Origin of the sequence: Nocardioides jiangsuensis, assembly GCF_019679455.1 — a bacterium.
In the GTDB taxonomy this organism is placed as follows: domain Bacteria; phylum Actinomycetota; class Actinomycetes; order Propionibacteriales; family Nocardioidaceae; genus Nocardioides_C; species Nocardioides_C jiangsuensis.
On sequence record NZ_JAIEZQ010000002.1, the window covers coordinates 1,382,119 to 1,399,816 of the forward strand.

Sequence of the window (17,698 nt, forward strand, 5' to 3'; positions counted from 1 at the left end):
CGTCGTATCTTGAGGGCATGGGCGGCGACGTGAGCATGCCCACGCCCTTCCACGACGGGGGCGATGAGCGGCTGGAGCGGGGCCGCCGTTGCTACGAGCATCACGCGTGGCGCGAGGCCAGAGACCTGCTGACGGCGTGCGACGCCACGACGCCCCTGGACGTGGCGGACCTGGAGAGGCTGGCGGTCGCGTCGTTCCTGTCCGGCGAGGACGAGACGAGCGACGACGCCTGGCGGCGTGCCCATCAGCGCTACCTGGCGTCGAAGGACCGCAGCGGGACCGCGAGGTGTGCGTTCTGGCTGGGGTTCCGCCTGCTCAACGCGGGCGACCTGCCGAGCGCCGACGGCTGGATCGCCCGGCTTGAGCGGCTGGTGCGTGAGGCGCCGGACATCTCGACCGAGTACGCGAGTCTCTTCTACCTGACCGGGCTCCTGGCCGTCTTCACCGCGGACCTCCCGAGGGCGGAGAACGATCTCGGCCGGTCGGTGCGGATCGCCGACGCGTGCGGAGACCCGGACCTGTCGGCGCTCGCCCGGCTCGCCCTGGGACGCGTGCTCATCTTCCGGGGAGACGTGTCCCGGGGGGTGCGCCTGCTCGACGAGGCGATGGTGGCGGTCGTCGCGGGGGAGACGTCGCCGGTCGTGGTGGGCGACAGCTTCTGCACCGCCATCGACGCCTGCCACGACGTGCTCGACGTACGCCGGGGCCAGGCCTGGACCGCGGCGTTCGGCCGCTGGTGCGACACCCAGCCCGACCTCGTGCCCTACGCCGGACTCTGCCTGGTCCACCGCGCGGAGTTCCTGCAGCTGAAGGGTGCCTGGGTCGAGGCGATGGCCCAGGCCGGGCTCGCCCGGAAGCGGCTGTCCTCGCCGGCCGTCCAGCCGTCGCTCGGAGCCGCGATCTACCAGCAGGGGGAGCTGCTCCGGCTCCGTGGGCGCTTCGACGACGCGGAGCGGCACTACCGGGAGGCCAGCAACCACGGAAGGGACCCGCAACCCGGGCTCGCGCTGCTCCGGCTGGCCCAGGGCAGGCACGATGCGGCGGTGCATGGGATCGACCGGGCTCTTGCCGAGGCGGACGCCCTGGTGAGCCGCCCTCAGCTGCTTGCGGCGTGCGTGGAGATCATGCTGGCTGTCGGCGACGTACCGGCGGCTCGTGCGGCCTGCGCCGAGCTGGTCGAGGCGGCACGGGCGCTGGGCTCTCCGATGCTTGCCGCCGTCTCCGACCGGGCGACCGGAGCCGTGGTGCTGGCCGACGGTGACGCGCGCGCCGCGCTGGCGCCGCTGCGCCGTGCGAGCTCCGGGTTCCGCGCGCTCGAGGCGGCCTACGACCTGGCCCGGACCGGTGTCCTGATCGCCCGCGCGCGGCGTGTGCTGGGGGACGAGGAAGGGGCCAGGTTCGAGCTCGAGGCGGCACGCGCGGCTCTCGAGGGACTCGGCGCGAGGGCCGACGTGAAGGCCCTGGACGGCCCGGACCGGGGTCGAGAGGCCGCGGCAGACCGCCTCCTGACCGGCCGCGAGCTCCAGGTGCTCCGGCTCGTCGCGCGGGGTCTGACCAACCGCTCGGTCGGCGTGGAGCTGGGTCTCAGCGAGAGGACGGTCGACCGGCACGTGAGCAACATCTTCGCGAAGCTGGGCGTCTCCTCGCGTGCGGCGGCGACCGCGCTCGCCTACGAGTCCGACCTCCTCTGAGTGGGCCGTTCCACCCACGTGGACCCCTGCCAGGTCGTGGGTGGCTTCGCCGATGCGCCGAGCGGGTCGGCTTCCTAGGGTCGTGTCATCCGCTGGCTGCGGAGCCCGACCGACCAAGGAGGTCACCATGCCCAGTGTGTCGCTTGAAACCGCATCGGAGTCGATGGCGTTGGACGGCCTCGAGGTCCATCTGGAGAACTTCGAGGGCGGGTACACCGTGTGCTTCGAGTCCCACACCGCCGACGCGGACCTGGCGCCGCTGTTCCGGGGCCTGCCCGACGACCGCTGTCAGTTCCCGCGCTGGGGGTACGTCGTCGCGGGGGAGATCACCTTCCGTCTCCGCGATCACGACGAGCGGTACCAGGCCGGCGAGGCGTACTACGTCCCGCCGGGCCACACCCCGATCCACCACGCGGGCGCGCGCATCGTCGAGTTCAGCCCGACGGAACCCTTGGGCGAGACCATCGGAGTCGTCATGGCGAACCTGGCATCGACGAGGTCTTCCACCGGTTGAGACGCCGGTGAGGCAGGCTCTCCGACGTCACGGTGCAGGTGGTCTGCCGGACGCCTGAAGCACCGACGGTCGGTGACCTGCGCTCGACCAGGGGCCCGGCACCGCGATCACCGCGAGTGCCGAGGTGGGCATCGGCAGCCACTCGCCGGTGAGGAGCGACACCAGCTCCTCGATCCCCGGGTTGTGGCCGACCAGGACCACGGTGTCGAGATCGTCGGACAGCTCCCGGACGACTCCGAGGAGCTCCCGGCCGGGCGCGGCGTACACCCGCTCGTCGATGCGCGTCCCCGGGGACACGTCGAGCTGCGCCGAGACGAGGTCCCAGGTGCTCCGAGCACGCGTCGCGGGGGAGACCACGACGAGGTCGATGCTGTCGACGTTCGCGGCGAGCCACCGGCCGGCGTCCGGTGCCTGCCGCCGGCCGCGCCGGGCCAGCGGTCGGAGCACGTCGGCCTCGTCGCCCGACCAGTCCGACTTCGCGTGCCGTAGCAGGATCAGCGTGTGCTCAGTCATCCTGCCGGCCATCCTCACAGTCGGGCGAGGTCGAGGAAACCCAAAATAATCGCAGGTCGACATCCACTCGGGTCCCACCTTCGCCCTCGGCGAGATCAGTGTGCCGCCGGGGCGAGCAGTCCGCGTCGAGGCGGGCGCGATGGCGATGACCCGCCGGTGACGTCGAGATGGCCACCTCCACCCGCGGCGGCTTCATGAAGGGGCTGCGCCGCTCGCTGGGCAGCGAGAGCTGCCGCCGGGGAGGTGATGACCCTGGACACCGGTCACGTCGTGGCGTTCGACGAGTCGGTGCAGTACGCCGTCCGCAAGGCCGGCAGCTGGAAGTCCTCGATCCTGGGCGGAGAGGGTCTGGTCACCGACTTCACCGGTCCGGGAAGGGTCTGGTACCAGACCCGCAACACCTCGGACTTGCTCGAGTGGATGATCTCGAAGATGCCGGCCCAGCGCGGCAGCTGACCTCCCCGCTGTTCCGCGCCCCCGGCCTGAGGCAGCCGAGACCGGGGTCCGCCTCTCGAGGCTCAGGGGCGGACGATCTGCTGGAGTGCCCAGCGGTTGCCGTCCGGGTCGTCGAAGCGCACGAAGCGGCCCCAGGGCTGCTCGTCCACGTCGCTGCACTCCACTCCGCGCCGACGCAGGAGGGCGCAGGCCTCGTCCGCGTCGGCGACGACGACCTGGATGAACTGCGCGGAGCCCTGGGGCATCATGTCGAGGCCGGTCCCGAAGCAGATCGAGCACGCCGAACCGGGCGGGGTGACCTGCACGAACCGCAGCTCGGGGCTCACGGTCTGGTCGAAGTCGACGCTCCAGCCCAGCTGCTTCCCGTAGAACTCGACCGACCGGTCGACGTCCTGCACGGCCAGCGGGATCAGCTCGATCCTGAAGTCCATGGTGTGCTCCTCCCTGCGGGCGCTGTCAGACCGCCGCGCCGACCCGGCGACGGAGGTTCTGGAACTGGCGGGTCTGCATGATGAAGTGCGCGGGTTCACCCACGAACAGGTCGAACGTCCTGACGAGCGGTCGCGGGCGGCCCCGGCCGCGCGTGCGGACCACCAGGCGGGTCCCGCCGCCGGGGGACGGCCGCAGGTGGAAGCCCCAGATCCCGTCCAGGTAGGCCCGCGGCAGGGGACCGGACCACGACTCGACGGAGTGGCCCGAGGGCAGCTTCAGGTCCGACCGCAGCACCAGGGTGCGGTTCGGCTCGACGACGGCCACCGTGAACCAGGTCTGCCCGTCGGGCGCCACCTCCAGGCGCTGCCCCTCCTCGAGGGTCTGCCACTCGGGCACGATGCGCTCGGCGCTCGGCTCCCCGAAGTGGTCCAGGCGGTCCCAGCTGTACCAGCCTCCGCGGTCGCCTCCCATCTGCACCAGCCAGGGCCAGACCCTCTCCGGCGGTGCCGGGAGGGTGGTGGCCATCGTCGACGAGCTGCCGGCGTCGGGGACGAGGTCGTCGCCGGGGTAGGAACGCGTGGCCTCCTGCGGTGTCGCGCCCCAGGTCAGCAGCCGCGGTCGGACCCCGAGCACGTAGAGCGCCGGCACGGCGGAGGCCGCCGCGAGGGGGAGCAGACGGGCTCCCGGTCGGTGTCCACTCATCTCCCCAGTCTCACACCGCTGTCACCACCGCGCCATCGAGCACAGGAGCGGCGGGCCCGTCCGGGCCGGCTGAAGTCCGGGGCGGCCGCTCGTCCGGGGCGTACGCTGACGGGGATGGCCTTCGCCGGACCTCCGATGGCTCGCGACCGGTCGGAGCACGGGATGGCCCGAGCGGAAGGGGACCGCGTGAGCTACCTGAGTCTCGGTGTCATGGCGCGGTCGCTCAAGGAGAACGAGCGACGCCTTCCGCTGCACCCCCACCACCTCGGTCGGATCCCCGATGACCTCCGCGAGAGCGTCTACCTCGAGCGTGGCTACGGGGAACGCTTCGGCATGTCCGACGACGACCTGAAGGGCTGGGTCGCCGGCTTCAGGACGCGCGAGGAGCTGGTCGCGGAGTGCGACGTCATCCTGCAGCCCAAGCCGCTGCTCAGCGACATCGCCGCGATGCGCGTCGGGCAGGTTCTGTGGGGCTGGCCGCACTGCGTCCAGGACGAGGCGCTCACGCAGGTCGCCATCGACCAGAAGCTCACGCTGATCGCGTTCGAGGCGATGAACCACTGGAACAGCGACGGCTCCTTCAGCCTGCACGTGTTCCACAAGAACAACGAGCTCGCCGGCTACTGCTCCGTGCTCCACGCGCTGCAGATCGCGGGAACGACGGGCGACTACGGGCGTCGGCTCCGCGCAGTCGTCATCGGGTTCGGCGCGACCGCCCGAGGCGCGGTGACGGCGCTCAACGCGCTGGGCGTGCATGACGTCGACGTCCTCACCCACCGTGAGGTCGCGGCCGTGGCCGCACCGATCCACTCCGCACGGATCGTCCACTTCGACGACGACGCCGCCGACGCGGGGGTGAGCCACGCTGTCACGCAGACCGGCAGGGTGCCCCTCGCGGGCTTCCTCGCGGAGCACGACATCATCGTCAACTGCGTGCTCCAGGACACCGACGCGCCGCTCATGTTCATGACCGACGCCGACCTGGTGAACATGACGCCGGGGACGGTGGTCGTCGACGTCTCCTGCGACGAGGCCATGGGTTTCAGCTGGGCGCGTCCCACGTCGTTCGCCGACCCTGTCTTCGTGGTCGGCGACAACGTGCTCTACTACGCCGTCGACCACAGCCCGTCGTACCTGTGGAACTCCGCGACCTGGGAGAACAGCGAGGCGCTGCTCCCGTTCCTCCGCACCGTGCTCGGCGGGAGTGACGCCTGGGACCAGAACCCGACCATCCGTCGGGCCATCGAGGTCCGTGACGGCGTGATCCAGAATCCCGCGATCCTCTCCTTCCAGGACCGTTCACCGAAGCACCCGCACTGGCCCCTGGCGACCTAGGCACCTTCCGCCTCGCCGCGTCCACGGGTCGATCTGTCCGGTTCAGTCCGGCCTAGCCCATTTCTGCCGGCCGCTGTGCCCCCGCACGGCGGCTATGTATGGTTCTGGGGTTTTTCGAGCATCACGGGAGGGTGATGTCGAAATCGTCTCGGGAGCCCTACATGTCACGTCGTCTCATGCTCGTCCTCGGTGCGGTGCTCGTCGCCGCGCTGGCCCTGTCCCTGGTCCCGCCGACCGGCCAGCCGGCCCCGGCGGCCGCCGCGGCCGCCCGCAACCCCAAGCCCGTCGGGGTGGCCGGCGACTGGCGGCTCGTCTTCCGGGACGAGTTCAACGGTGACCGGCTCAACCTGAGCAAGTGGCGGCCGAACTGGCTGGCCGGCTCGGACCGGACGATCACCAAGCCCGTGAACAGTGCCGAGATCGCCGCCTACGCGCCGAGCCAGGTTTCCGTCGCCAACGGCAAGCTGCGGCTCCGCGCGGAGCGGCGCACCGTCACCGCGAACGACGGCCGGCGCTACCGCTACGTGTCCGGGCTGGTGGAGTCCTACCACGACTACAAGTTCACCCACGGCTACGCCGAGGCGCGGATGTACCTGCCCGCGAACACCGAGCGCGCGCTCGGTGCGGTCGGCAGCTGCGGCCCGAACTGGGCCGCCTTCTGGCTCAACGGCGAGTCGTGGCCCGCGGACGGCGAGATCGACGTGATGGAGTGTCTCAGCGACGACGACGCCGCCTGGCACTACCACTGGGGCAGCGAGAGCAACCCCCAGCAGGTCGGCGGCTACCCCGACGCGTGGGACGGCGCGATGCCCGGCGGGGGCGGCTGGCACACCTTCGGCGTCAACTGGCAGCGGGACTCCCTGACGTTCTACTACGACGGCAAGCGGGTCGGCCGGCACACCACCGGCGTCACCAGCTCGCCGCACTACCTGATCCTCAACCTCGGCATCAGCGAGGACGAGATCAAGGTGCCGCAGACGATCAAGGTCGGCTACGTGCGCGTCTGGAAGTGACGCCGCGGGTCACATGCCGGTGACGCCCTCGCCGCCGCCGGCCTGCTCGTCGAACGTCTCCCGCTCGAGCAGGTGCAGCACCGGGACGCCGATCTTGCGGCGGGCCCGTGAGGTCCAGTCCATGTGGAAGAACTCGGACACGACGTGCGGGCGGGTCAGGATGATCGCCTCGCGGCCGTCGACCTGGGCCACCTTGGCGGCGAGCGCGTCGATCGGGTCGATGCTGACGATCTCGCCGACCGCGTCGGCGCCGAGCTCGCTGAGCCGGCCGAGGCAGGCCGACAGGTCCCGGCGGGCGTTCTCGAGGAGCTCGTGCTGGACGTTCTCGAGGTCGGCCTCGTCCATCACCAGGGCGGGGGAGGCGAGCACCTCGCTCGCAGCGAGGGAGCCCATCGCCGACTCGACCCGGGCGGCGGCGTCCTCGACGGGCAGCAGTACGTGGTAGCGCACGTGCTCCTCGAAGTCCTCGTGCAGACCGCGGACCTGCCGCGCGTCCTGGCCCGACAGTGGCTGCTCGATCAGGAGCACCACGTCGTAGGTCGACTCGGTCATCGGCCCCTCTTTCCTCGTCAGGATCTGGTGCTCAGCACATTACCCAAGTCGTAGCTCACCGGCTCCTCGAGCTGCTCGTAACCGCACGACTCGGGGTCGCGATCGGTGCGCCAGCGCTTGAACTGGGCGGTGTGCCGGAACCGGGTCCCCTCCATGTGGTCGTAGCCGACCTCGAGCACCAGCCGGGGGTCGAGCGCGACGAACGAGAGGTCCTTGCCCGCGCTCCACCGGCTCTGCGCGCCCGGGAGCCGGTCCCCGGTGACGCTGTGGTGCTCGGCCTCCGCCCACGCTCCCCAGGGGTGCTCGGACGGGGGCACGACGAGCGGCGCGAGCTGCTCGACGAGCTCGGCCCGCCGCTTGGCGGTGAAGGCCGCGCAGACCCCGACGTGCTGCAGGCTGCCGTGCTCGTCGTACAGCCCGAGCAGCAGGGACCCCAGCAGCGGCTGCTCCTCGCTCGAGGTCTTGTGCAGCCGGTAGCCGGCGACCACGACGTCGGCGGTGCGCTCGTGCTTGATCTTGAGCATGGTGCGCACGTTCGGCTGGTACGGCGCCGCGAGGGGCTTGGCCACCACGCCGTCGAGCCCGGCTCCCTCGAACTGCCCGAACCAGCCCTCCGCCTCGGCCACGTCGGTGGTGGTCCGGGTCAGGTGCACCGGCGGGGTCGCCCGGGCCAGCGCCTCCTCGAGCCGGGTGCGCCGGACCGCGAAGGGCTCGTCCATCAGCGACTCGTCGTCGACCGCGAGCAGGTCGAAGGCGACGTACGACGCCGGGGTGGCCTCGGCCAGCATCCGCACCCGGGAGTCCGCGGGGTGGATCCGCTCCTGGAGCCGCTCGAACTCCAGGCGCTCCCCGACGGCCACGAAGATCTCGCCGTCGACCACGCAGCGCTCCGGCAGCGACTCCTTGACCGCCTCGACGACCTCGGGGAAGTAGCGGGTGAGCGGCTTGGTGTTGCGGCTCGCGAGCTCGACCTCGTCGCCGTCCCGGAAGACGATGCAGCGGAACCCGTCCCACTTGGGCTCGAAGGACAGGCCCGGGTGGGTGTCGTGCCCGAACTTGGCGGGGTCGGGGATCCCCTTGACGGACTTGGCCAGCATCGGCTGGACCGGTGGCATCACGGGTAGGCGCATGCTCGCAGCGTAGTGGGCCGTTCGTATGCTGGCGGGGTGCCGATCCGACTCGCTGAACGCAACCCCCGTGTGCCCAAGGACCGGCTGCTCGCGGAGCTCGTGCCGCCGCCGCGCTTCGCCGACGTCAGCTTCGAGTCCTACCGGCCCGACCCCGCGCAGCCCTCGCAGGGCGAGGCGGTGGAGGTGCTGCGCGACTTCGCCGGGCACCTCAACCGCCCGGTGCGCAAGAAGGGGCTGTTCCGCAAGGCGGGCGAGCCGTCGGGCCCCGGCGGGGTCTACCTCGACGGCGGGTACGGCGTCGGCAAGACGCACCTGCTGGCCTCGCTGTTCCACGCCGCGCCCGGGCCCAAGCTGTTCGCCACGTTCGTGGAGCTGACCCACCTCGTGGGCGCCCTCGGCTTCCACGACGCGGTCGCCGCGCTCTCGTCGTACCAGCTGGTCTGCGTGGACGAGTTCGAGCTCGACGACCCCGGTGACACGGTGCTGGTCTCCACGCTGCTGCGGAACCTGCGCGACGAGGGCGTGCGCCTCGCGGCCACCTCGAACACGCTCCCCGGAAAGCTGGGGGAGGGCCGCTTCGCGACCGCCGACTTCATGCGCGAGATCCAGGGTCTGGCCGCGAGCTTCGAGTCGGTGCGCATCGACGGCGAGGACTACCGGCACCGGGGCCTGCCCAAGGCGCCCGACGCGTGGCCGCTCGACGAGGTGAGGGAGCGGGCCGGGAAGCCGGGCGCCAGCCTCGACCACTTCGTCGACCTCACCCGCCACCTCGCCGACGTGCACCCCTCCAAGTACGGCGCCCTCCTCGACGGCGTGGAGGTGGTCTGCCTCGAGGACGTGCGCACCGTCGAGGACCAGGCGGTCGCGCTGCGGCTCGTCGTGCTCGCCGACCGCATGTACGACCGCGACCTGCCCGTGGTCGCCAGCGGCGTCACCTTCGACGAGATGTTCGCCGCCCCGCTGCTCGAGGGCGGCTACCGCAAGAAGTACTTCCGGGCGATCAGCCGCCTCGACGCGCTCGCCCGCGAAGGCGCAGGTCTGAGCGAGTAGCCGCGGGGCATACTCCGTCCATGGCGAAGTCGAAGGAACCCTCCAGCCCGGTCTCCGTGGTCGAGACGCTGACCGTCCCGCCAGGGCCGGTCAACCTCATCGAGTACGACCCGCGCGCCACCCCCGGGTTCACCGGCGGCAAGGCCGAGGGCAAGGCCGCCCTCAAGTCGTTCGACGGGAGGCTGTCGGACCTCCAGGAGCGGCTGTTCGCCGAGGGCCGCACCGGCTCGCAGCGCCGGGTGCTGATGGTGCTCCAGGGCATGGACACCTCCGGCAAGGGCGGGGTGCTGCGGCACACGGTGGCGCTGTTCGACCCGCAGGGACTGCGCATCAAGTCGTTCAAGGCGCCGACCGAGGAGGAGCTGGAGCGTGACTTCCTGTGGCGGGTCCGCAACGAGCTGCCGGGCCCCGGGATCATCGGCATCTTCGACCGCTCGCACTACGAGGACGTGCTCATCGCCCGGGTGCGCGAGCTCGCACCCGAGGCGGAGATCGAGGAGCGGTACGACGCGATCAACACCTTCGAGGCCGAGCTCGTCGACGCGGGCACGACGGTGGTGAAGTGCATGCTGCACATCTCGCCCGACACCCAGAAGGAGCGGCTGCTGGCACGGCTCGACGACCCCACCAAGCACTGGAAGTTCAACCCCGGCGACGTGGACGAGCGGTCGCTGTGGTCGCGCTACCAGCAGGCCTACGAGGTCGCGGTGGAGCGCACCAACACGGCCGCGGCCCCGTGGCTGATCGTGCCGAGCGACCGCAAGTGGTACCGGAACTGGGCCGTGGGCGCCGTACTGAAGGCCACCCTGGAGGCGCTCGACCCGCGGTGGCCGGACCCGGACTACGACGTGGAGGAGCAGCGGGCGCGGCTGACCGCCGAGGGCTTCGACGCGTGAGCGCGGGTAGGTTGGTCCGGTGATCCCCACCGTCGCCGCCACACGCTACGTCGCGCCGCTGCGCGAGGGCGGGTCGCTCCCGGGCATCGTCGAGGCCGACGACCTGGGCACGTACGTCTGCAAGTTCCGCGGCGCCGGCCAGGGCCCGCGCGCACTGGTCGCCGAGGTGATCGTCGGCGAGCTGGCCCGCCGCCTCGGGATCCGCACCCCCGACCTGGTCGCGGTCGAGCTCGACCCGGCGATCGCCCGCTACGAGGCGGACGAGGAGGTGCAGGACCTGCTCAACGCGAGCATCGGGCTGAACCTGGGCGTGGACTTCCTGCCGGGCTCGTTCGGCTTCGACTCCGGGTGCACGCCGGACCCCGACGTCGCCGCCCGGATCATCTGGCTCGACGCGCTCACCGCGAACGTCGACCGCAGCTGGCGGAACCCGAACCTGCTGGTCTGGCACAAGGAGCTGTGGGCGATCGACCACGGTGCCTGCCTGTACTTCCACCACGCCTGGTCACAGACCATCGGCCACGCGGACCGGTTCGCCCGGCAGCCGTACGACGTCTCCGACCACGTGCTCGCGGCCTACCTGCCCGGCGTGGCCGACGCCGACGCCGAGCTCGCGCCGCAGGTCACCCGCGAGCTGCTCGAGGACGTGGTCGCCCAGGTGCCGCACCACTGGATCGAGCCGCTGCCCGGGCACGAGCACGACGAGGTCGTGCGGGCCGCCTACGTGGACTTCCTCTTCGCGCGGGTGTCGGGCGCACGGGCGTGGCTGCCGACGGAGGGCGCCGCATGAGCGCGCGGATGGGCTACCAGTACGTCGTCCTCCGATGCGTGCCGCGCGTGGACCGGGAGGAGTTCGTGAACGTCGGCGTGGTGCTGTACTGCCAGAACGCCGGCTTCCTCGAGGCGCGCTGCCACGTGAGCACGGAGCGGCTCACGGCGTTCGCGCCCGAGCTCGAGCTCGACGGGGTGGCCTCGGCGCTGGCCACGCTCGAGGCGGTGTGCCGCGGCGACGAGTCGGCGGGAGCGGCGGGTCGCACCCCGCTCGGCACCCGGTTCGGCTTCGTCAGCGCGCCGCGCAGCACGGTCGTCCAGCCCGGGCCGATCCACGGCGGCACCACCGACGACCCGGGGCGCCAGATCGAGCACCTGCTCGACGCCCTGGTGCGCTAGACGTCCGGAGCCCGGCCTAGAGGACCGCGCCGCGGGGTGCGACCTCGACCGCCGCCACGCCCCGCGCGTAGAGCACCAGGAGCCTGCCGCCGTGCCGGCAGCGCAGCACGCCGCAGTCCTCGGCGAGCGTCGCCACCACCCGGTCGACGACCTCCTCCTGGCTGTCGAGGCTCGGATCCTCGAAGCTGACGTCGAGGTTGTCGCCACTGACCATCCGGACCCGGAGCACGATGCCTGCCATGTTCGGCACCCTAGCCGTGCGGCGGGGGGAGCGGCGTATGTTCGGACGGTGACCTTCGACGTCACGGCCGACGCCTACGACCGGTTCATGGGGCGGTTCTCCGAGCCGCTGGCCGTGCCGTTCCTGGAGTACGGCCAGGTGCGCGCCGGCCAGGACGCACTCGACGTGGGGTGCGGACCCGGGGCCCTGACCGTCCGGCTGGTGCAGCGTCTCGGCGCGGCCGCGGTGGCGGCGGTGGACCCGTCCGCCTCGTTCGTCGAGGCCGTCCGGGCACGCTGTCCCGGCGTCGACGTGCGTCTCGGGAGCGCGGAGCGGCTCCCCTTCCCCGACGACGCCTTCGACCGCGCCGTCGCCCAGCTCGTCGTGCACTTCATGGCCGACCCCGTCGCGGGGCTCGCGGAGATGGCGCGGGTGACCCGACCCGGCGGTCTGGTCGCGGCGTGCGTCTGGGACCACGCGGGCGGGAGCGGGCCGCTGACCGCGTTCTGGGCGGCCGTGCACGACGTCGACCCCGCGGCGCCCGACGAGGCGGCCCTGGCCGGCGCCCGGGAGGGGCACCTGGCCGAGCTGTGCGAGGCGGCGGGCCTGCGGCACGTCGAGGCGACGACCCTGACGGTGCCGGTCCGGTTCACCACGTTCTCCGCGTGGTGGGAGCCGTTCACGCTCGGCGTCGGGCCCGCGGGTGCCTACGTGGCCCGGCTCGACGACGAGCGACGCGAGGCGCTGCGGGCGCGGTGCGAGCGACGGCTTCCCCCGGCACCGTTCGCGGTCCGTGCCTCGGCGTGGTGCGTGCGGGCCCCGGTCTGAGCGGCGCCGGTCCGAGGGCGGGTCTCACATGTGGATCATGTGCCCCGCGATGCCCTCGATGGCCTCCTTGACGGCCTCGCTGAGCGTGGGGTGGGCGAACACGTTGCGGGCCATCTCGTCCGCGGTGAGGTCCCAGCGCTGCGCCAGGGTCAGCGCCGGCAGCAGCTCGGTCACGTCGGGGCCGATCATGTGGGCGCCGATGATCTCGTTGTACTTCGCGTCCGCGACGATCTTGACGAAGCCGCGCTTGTCGCCGAGGCCCGAGGCCTTGCCGTTGGCCGAGAACGGGAACTTGGCGACCTTGACGTCGTAGCCCTTCTCCTTGGCCTGCTCCTCGCTGTAGCCGAAGGAGGCGACCTGCGGCTGGCAGTACGTCGCCCGGGGGATCATGTCGAAGTCGATCTCCATCGTCTCCGCACCGGCCATCGTCTCGGCGGCGACGATGCCCATCGCCTCGGCGGTGTGCGCGAGCATCAGCTTCCCGGTGACGTCACCGATGGCCCACACGCCGTCGATGTTCGTGCGGCCCCGCTCGTCGACCGCGATCGCGCCGCGCTCGGTGGTCTTCACGCCGGTGTTCTCGAGGCCGTAGCCCTCGAGCCGGGGGGCGAAACCGATCGCCTGGAGCACCTTGTCGGTCTCGATGACCTGCTGCTCGCCGTTCTTGGACACGGTGACCTTGACCTTGTCGCCGGAGTCGTCGATCGACTCGACCTTGGTCGAGAGCAGCACGTTCACGCCGAGCTTCTTGTAGTGCTTGAGGAGCTCCTTGGAGATCTCCTCGTCCTCGGTGGGCACCATCCGGTCGAGGAACTCGACGATGGTGACGTCGACGCCGAAGTTCTTCATGACGTAGGCGAACTCGACACCGATCGCACCGGAGCCGGCGATCACGATGCTGCCCGGCAGGTCGTCGGTGAGGATCTGCTCCTCGTAGGTGACCACGCGCTCCGACAGCGACGTCCCGGGGATGAGCCGGGTCGTCGCACCGGTGGCGATGACGAGGTTGTCGCAGGTGTAGCTCTCGACGTTCCCCTTGTCGTCCTCGACGTCGAGGGACTTGTCGCCGGTCAGCGTGCCCCAGCCGTCGATCTCCTGAATCTTGTTCTTCTTCATCAGGAAGTGCACGCCCTTGACGATGCCGTCCGAGACGCTGCGGCTGCGGGCGTGCGTCGACTTGAAGTTCATCGTCGCGTCGCCCTCGATCCCGAACACGTCCTTCTCGTGCTGCAGGATGTGGGCGAGCTCGGCGTTGCGCAGCAGCGCCTTGGACGGGATGCACCCGACGTTGAGGCAGACACCGCCCCAGTACTTCTTCTCCACCACGGCGACCTTGAGGCCGAGCTGGGAGGCGCGGATGGCGGCGACGTAGCCACCGGGGCCCGCGCCGAGAACGATGACGTCGAAGTGCTGGCTCATGCCGCAGAGCCTACCGACCTCACCGGGCGTCCTCAGACGGGGACGAGCTCGACCGCGCCCACGGCGTAGCGGGCGAGGATCGTCCGGGCCACCTCGGGGTCGGCGCCGAGCGGTGCGGAGACGGCCACCGCGCCGGCCTCGAGCGCGAGCTCGGCGGCCCGGTCGGGCAGCGTGCCCGGTGCCAGGAACAGCGAGCCCACCGCGATGTGGCGGCGTCCCTCGGCGCGGAACTGGCGCACCGCCTCGCCCGTCGCCGGGGGAGCGGCGGAGGCGTAGGCCGCCACCGTCGGCAGCCGGTGCTTGGCGCTCCACATCCGGGCCAGCCGGGCGACGGCCTGGTTGGCGAGCTGGTCCGACGAGCCGGCCGCGGCGAGCACGAGGGCGTCGAGCTCGCGGACCCGGGCCTCCTTGAGCGCCGTACGCAGGCGGCGGTCGAGGACCTCGAGGAAGACGTTCTCGAGGCCGAGCACGGCGGTCGCGCGGATCTCCAGGTCGTCGTGCCGGGAGGTGGCCTCCGCGATCGCGCGCGGCACGTCCACCTTGGCGTGGTAGGCCTCGGTCAGCAGCAGCGGTACGACGACGATCTCGTCGTACCCGGCCTTGACCAGCTTGTCCACGACGGAGCCGAACGTGGGCTTGGAGAGCTCGAGGAAGGCCGTCTCGATGCGGAGGTCGGGGCGCATGGCGCGCACCTCCGCGACCAGGGCCTGGATGGTCTCCGCGGAACGTGGGTCGCGGCTGCCGTGGGCCAGAGCCACGAGTGCTGGAGCGGTCATGTCTAGGGCCTCCCTTCTGTCGAGATCTCTGTCGAGGTCGGTGCGGGTCCGGCGACGGCGGCGGACCCTTCGGTGTTGTCCTGCGGGCGGGCGCTCATGCGTGGATCCCGCACTCGGTCTTGCTGCTGTCCGCCCAGCGGCCGCTGCGCGGGTCCTCGCCCGGGGCGACCCGGCGCGTGCACGGCCAGCAGCCGATCGACGGGTAGCCGTCGTACTGCAGCGGGTTGACCAGGACGCCGTTCTCGGCGACGTACCGGTCGACGTCCTCGTCGGACCAGCGGGCCAGCGGCGAGACCTTGACCTTGCGCTTGCGCTCGTCCCACCCGACGACGGGGGCGATCACCCGGTTGTGGGTCTCCGCCCGCCGCAGGCCGGTGGCCCAGGCGTCGTAGCCGGCGAGCGCGTCCTGCAGCGGCGCCACCTTGCGGAGGGCGCAGCACAGGTCGGGGTCGCGCTGGTAGAGGTCCTTGCCGTACGCCGCGTCCTGTTCCTCGACGGTCTGCTCCGGCGTGACCGTGAGCAGGTTCACCGGCAGCGTGGCCTCGACGGCGTCGCGGGTCCCGATCGTCTCGGCGAAGTGGTAGCCGGTGTCGAGGAAGACCACGTCGACCCCGGGCGCCACCCTGGCGGCCAGGTGCGCGAGGACGGCGTCGGCCATCGACGAGGTGATGCAGAACCGGTCGCCGAACGTGGCGACCGCCCACTCGATGATCACCTCGGCCGGGGCCAGCTCGAGCTCGGCGCCGACGTGCGACACCAGGTCCCGCAGCTCGGCCTCGCTACGACCCTGGGTGGTGGTGCCACGGAAGTTGCGGGCGGCGGTGGTGGCCGGCGCGCTCATGACCTCGCCTCCCCGGGGACCGGGCGCGGCGCGATCAGGCCGAGCATCTTGAGGCTGAACGCCCGCAGGCACGCCCGGCACTCCCAGGCGCCGTGGCTGTCCTCGTGCGGGCGCAGGTTCTCGTCGCCGCAGTAGGGGCAGTGGAAGGGGACGGCGCGGGCGCTCATCGGGCTCCCTCCAGGGTGCGGACGTCGGTCTCGCCGCGCAGCAGTTCGTCGTCGGCGCGGAGCACCCAGTCCTGGAACGTCTCGTCGCCCTCGCGGTCGGCCAGGAAGGCGTGCACGACGGCCGTCACGTAGTCGTCGAGGCCGGCGCTGGTGACCTTGTGCGCCCGGAGCTTCTTGCCGAAGACCGGGTCGAGGCCGAGCCCGCCGCCGAGGTGCACCTGGAAGCCCTCCACCTGGCGGCCGTCCTCGTCGAGCACGAGCTGGCCCTTGAGGCCGATGTCGGCGACCTGGGTGCGGGCGCAGGCGTTGGGGCAGCCGTTGACGTTCACGGTGATCGGCGTGTCGAGGTCCGGGAACCGGCGCTCGAGCTCGTCGACCAGGGCCGCGGCGCGGTTCTTCGTGTCGACGATCGCGAGCTTGCAGAACTCGATGCCGGTGCAGGCCATGGTGTTCTTGCGCCAGTTGCTCGGCCGGGCCGAGAGCCCGATCCCGTCCAGCGCGGCCACGAACGCGTCGACCTTGTCCTCCGCGACGCCCAGGACGACGAGCTTCTGGTAGGCCGTGAGCCGGACGCCCTGGGCGCCGTACTCCTCGACCAGGTCCCCGAGGCGGCTGAGCAGCGTGCCGGAGACGCGGCCGACCGTCGGGGCGGCGCCGACGTAGAACGCGCCGTCCTTCTGCCGGTGCACACCGACGTGGTCCCCGGCGACCCGCGGCGACGCGGGGGAGGGGCAGTCCACGAGCCGGCGGTCGAGGTACTCGTCCTCGAGGATCGAGCGGAACTTCTCCACGCCCCAGTCGGCGACCAGGAACTTCAGCCGCGCTCGCGAGCGGAGGCGGCGGTAGCCGTAGTCACGGAAGATGCCGGCCACGCCCTCCCAGGCGTCGGCGACCTCGTCGAGCGGGATCCACACGCCGAGCTTCTGGGCGAGCATCGGGTTGGTGGACAGCCCGCCGCCGACCCAGAGGTCGAAGCCGGGGCCGTGCTCGGGGTGGACCGTGCCGACGAACGAGACGTCGTTGACCTCCGGGGCCACGTCGTGGCTCGGGTGGCCGGTCAGCGCGGTCTTGAACTTGCGGGGCAGGTTCGAGAAGGCGGGGTTGCCGATGAAGCGCTGCTTTATCTCGCGCAGCGCGGGGGAGCCGTCGATGATCTCGTCCGCGGCGACCCCGGCGACCGGCGAGCCGAGGAACGGCCGGGGCGAGTCGCCGCAGGCCTCCTGGGTCTCCAGGCCGACCGCCTCGAGGCGCTGCCAGATCGCGGGCACGTCCTCCACCGCGACCCAGTGGTACTGGATGTTCTGGCGGTCGGTGATGTCGGCGGTGTCCCGGGCGAACTCGGTGGAGGCCGAGCCCAGCGCGCGCAGCTGCTCCGGGCCGAGCAGGGCGCCGTCGGTGCGGACCCGCATCATGAAGTAGCGGTCGTCGAGCTCGTGCGGCTCGAGCGCGGCGGTCTTGCCGCCGTCGTACCCGGGCTTGCGCTGCGTGTAGAGGCCCCACCAGCGGAAGCGGCCGCTCAGGTCGCTGGGGTCGATGGAGTCGAAGCCGCGGAGCGCGTAGATGTTCTCGATCCGGGCCCGGACGTTGAGCGCGTCGTCGTCCTTCTTGAACTGCTCGTTGGCGTTGAGCGGCTCGCGGTAGCCGAGCGCCCACTGCCCCTCGCCGCGCTTCGGGCGGGGGCGGCGCGCGGGCGCACCGGCGGCCTCCCGGTTGCGGCCGGGGCCGGTGGGCGTGGGCTTGTTCGGCGTGGTGCTGTTCGAGGTCATGAGATGCGTTCCTGGTTCGAGAGACGCACGAATCGCGACGACCACCCGACGCCATTGTCGTGATGTGGGTTGCCGGCGACCGCGCGCCCGGCTGGTCAGAGCAGGGCGTGCACCGCCGGAGCGGTGCTGGGGTCAGACCGACATACACATCATGCTGCGGGTACGACCGAGGTCCACGTGGCGTCGAACCACGAGGTACGTCGACGTTGCAGCAGAGATCATGGGCG

The 17,698-nt window shown here is 71.6% G+C and carries 21 protein-coding genes; 10 read left to right on the plus strand and 11 right to left on the minus strand.

Features of this window, described 5'->3' with window-relative positions; genetic code table 11:
• Positions 1 to 17 precede the first annotated feature (17 nt).
• Positions 18 to 1,691, plus strand: coding sequence for a LuxR family transcriptional regulator (locus tag K1X13_RS19210; protein ID WP_225914988.1), 1,674 nt, complete (start codon positions 18 to 20; stop codon positions 1,689 to 1,691).
• A 127-nt stretch (positions 1,692 to 1,818) separates the two neighbouring features.
• Positions 1,819 to 2,205, plus strand: coding sequence for a cupin domain-containing protein (locus K1X13_RS14985; protein WP_221025821.1), 387 nt, complete (start codon positions 1,819 to 1,821; stop codon positions 2,203 to 2,205).
• A 27-nt stretch (positions 2,206 to 2,232) separates the two neighbouring features.
• Here the strand turns inward: K1X13_RS14985 and K1X13_RS14990 are convergent, their stop codons facing one another.
• Positions 2,233 to 2,718, minus strand: coding sequence for a SixA phosphatase family protein (locus K1X13_RS14990; protein ID WP_221025822.1), 486 nt, complete (start codon positions 2,716 to 2,718; stop codon positions 2,233 to 2,235).
• A gap of 243 nt (positions 2,719 to 2,961) precedes the next feature.
• On the opposite strand from K1X13_RS14990, the gene K1X13_RS14995 reads away from it, so the two are divergent.
• Positions 2,962 to 3,174, plus strand: coding sequence for an AIM24 family protein (locus K1X13_RS14995; RefSeq protein WP_308249569.1), 213 nt, complete (start codon positions 2,962 to 2,964; stop codon positions 3,172 to 3,174).
• 62 nt (positions 3,175 to 3,236) lie between these two features.
• On the opposite strand, the gene K1X13_RS15000 is transcribed toward K1X13_RS14995, so the two are convergent.
• Together K1X13_RS15000 and K1X13_RS15005 are read right to left on the minus strand one after the other, a co-directional pair.
• The gene (locus K1X13_RS15000) at positions 3,237 to 3,605 is read right to left on the minus strand and encodes a VOC family protein (protein WP_221025824.1); all 369 of its coding nucleotides are present in this window, start codon (positions 3,603 to 3,605) and stop codon (positions 3,237 to 3,239) included.
• Positions 3,606 to 3,630: 25 nt separating this feature from the next.
• Complete coding sequence (locus tag K1X13_RS15005) at positions 3,631 to 4,308, minus strand: SRPBCC family protein (RefSeq protein WP_221025825.1); 678 nt, start codon at positions 4,306 to 4,308, stop codon at positions 3,631 to 3,633.
• A 186-nt stretch (positions 4,309 to 4,494) separates the two neighbouring features.
• Between K1X13_RS15005 and K1X13_RS15010 the strand changes: the two genes are divergently transcribed.
• Together K1X13_RS15010 and K1X13_RS15015 are read left to right on the plus strand one after the other, a co-directional pair.
• Entirely contained in the window at positions 4,495 to 5,643 is a 1,149-nt protein-coding gene (locus tag K1X13_RS15010) for a N(5)-(carboxyethyl)ornithine synthase (protein ID WP_221025826.1), read from the plus strand.
• A gap of 161 nt (positions 5,644 to 5,804) precedes the next feature.
• Positions 5,805 to 6,656, plus strand: coding sequence for a glycoside hydrolase family 16 protein (locus K1X13_RS15015; protein ID WP_221025827.1), 852 nt, complete (start codon positions 5,805 to 5,807; stop codon positions 6,654 to 6,656).
• A gap of 9 nt (positions 6,657 to 6,665) precedes the next feature.
• Here K1X13_RS15015 and K1X13_RS15020 read toward each other — a convergent pair whose 3' ends face one another.
• Both K1X13_RS15020 and K1X13_RS15025 read right to left on the minus strand, forming a co-directional pair.
• Positions 6,666 to 7,208: a hypothetical protein gene (locus K1X13_RS15020; RefSeq protein ID WP_221025828.1), complete on the minus strand. Its 543-nt coding sequence runs from the start codon at positions 7,206 to 7,208 to the stop codon at positions 6,666 to 6,668.
• Between the two features lie 17 nt (positions 7,209 to 7,225).
• Complete coding sequence (locus K1X13_RS15025; protein WP_221025829.1) at positions 7,226 to 8,338, minus strand: ATP-dependent DNA ligase; 1,113 nt, start codon at positions 8,336 to 8,338, stop codon at positions 7,226 to 7,228.
• A gap of 36 nt (positions 8,339 to 8,374) precedes the next feature.
• Between K1X13_RS15025 and zapE the strand changes: the two genes are divergently transcribed.
• Genes zapE through K1X13_RS15045 form a run of 4 tightly spaced genes read left to right on the plus strand, consistent with a single transcriptional unit; the run spans position 8,375 to position 11,454 of the window.
• Positions 8,375 to 9,388: a cell division protein ZapE gene (zapE, locus tag K1X13_RS15030; protein WP_221025830.1), complete on the plus strand. Its 1,014-nt coding sequence runs from the start codon at positions 8,375 to 8,377 to the stop codon at positions 9,386 to 9,388.
• Between the two features lie 20 nt (positions 9,389 to 9,408).
• Positions 9,409 to 10,284, plus strand: coding sequence for a PPK2 family polyphosphate kinase (locus K1X13_RS15035; protein ID WP_221025831.1), 876 nt, complete (start codon positions 9,409 to 9,411; stop codon positions 10,282 to 10,284).
• A 19-nt stretch (positions 10,285 to 10,303) separates the two neighbouring features.
• Positions 10,304 to 11,074 carry a HipA family kinase gene (locus tag K1X13_RS15040; protein WP_221025832.1) on the plus strand — a complete coding sequence of 257 codons (771 nt, stop codon included), beginning with the start codon at positions 10,304 to 10,306 and terminating at the stop codon, positions 11,072 to 11,074.
• Positions 11,071 to 11,454 (plus strand): DUF3037 domain-containing protein, encoded by a 384-nt coding sequence (locus K1X13_RS15045; RefSeq protein WP_221025833.1) that lies wholly within the window; start codon positions 11,071 to 11,073, stop codon positions 11,452 to 11,454. Before K1X13_RS15040 ends, K1X13_RS15045 begins: the two co-directional genes overlap by 4 nt.
• A 16-nt stretch (positions 11,455 to 11,470) precedes the next feature.
• Here the strand turns inward: K1X13_RS15045 and K1X13_RS15050 are convergent, their stop codons facing one another.
• A complete protein-coding gene (locus K1X13_RS15050) occupies positions 11,471 to 11,695 on the minus strand; it encodes a hypothetical protein (protein WP_221025834.1) in 225 nt (74 codons plus the stop codon).
• Positions 11,696 to 11,743: 48 nt separating this feature from the next.
• Between K1X13_RS15050 and K1X13_RS15055 the strand changes: the two genes are divergently transcribed.
• The gene (locus tag K1X13_RS15055; protein WP_221025835.1) at positions 11,744 to 12,502 is read left to right on the plus strand and encodes a class I SAM-dependent methyltransferase; all 759 of its coding nucleotides are present in this window, start codon (positions 11,744 to 11,746) and stop codon (positions 12,500 to 12,502) included.
• Positions 12,503 to 12,526: 24 nt separating this feature from the next.
• Here the strand turns inward: K1X13_RS15055 and lpdA are convergent, their stop codons facing one another.
• The 5 genes from lpdA to K1X13_RS15080 form a co-directional block, all read right to left on the minus strand.
• Entirely contained in the window at positions 12,527 to 13,921 is a 1,395-nt protein-coding gene (lpdA, locus tag K1X13_RS15060; protein WP_221025836.1) for a dihydrolipoyl dehydrogenase, read from the minus strand.
• 32 nt (positions 13,922 to 13,953) lie between these two features.
• Positions 13,954 to 14,697, minus strand: coding sequence for a sirohydrochlorin chelatase (locus K1X13_RS15065; protein ID WP_221025837.1), 744 nt, complete (start codon positions 14,695 to 14,697; stop codon positions 13,954 to 13,956).
• Between the two features lie 94 nt (positions 14,698 to 14,791).
• Positions 14,792 to 15,538: a phosphoadenylyl-sulfate reductase gene (locus K1X13_RS15070; protein ID WP_221025838.1), complete on the minus strand. Its 747-nt coding sequence runs from the start codon at positions 15,536 to 15,538 to the stop codon at positions 14,792 to 14,794.
• Complete coding sequence (locus K1X13_RS15075; protein ID WP_221025839.1) at positions 15,535 to 15,705, minus strand: hypothetical protein; 171 nt, start codon at positions 15,703 to 15,705, stop codon at positions 15,535 to 15,537. Before K1X13_RS15075 ends, K1X13_RS15070 begins: the two co-directional genes overlap by 4 nt.
• The gene (locus K1X13_RS15080; RefSeq protein WP_221025840.1) at positions 15,702 to 17,471 is read right to left on the minus strand and encodes a nitrite/sulfite reductase; all 1,770 of its coding nucleotides are present in this window, start codon (positions 17,469 to 17,471) and stop codon (positions 15,702 to 15,704) included. Before K1X13_RS15080 ends, K1X13_RS15075 begins: the two co-directional genes overlap by 4 nt.
• Positions 17,472 to 17,698: the final 227 nt, after the last annotated feature.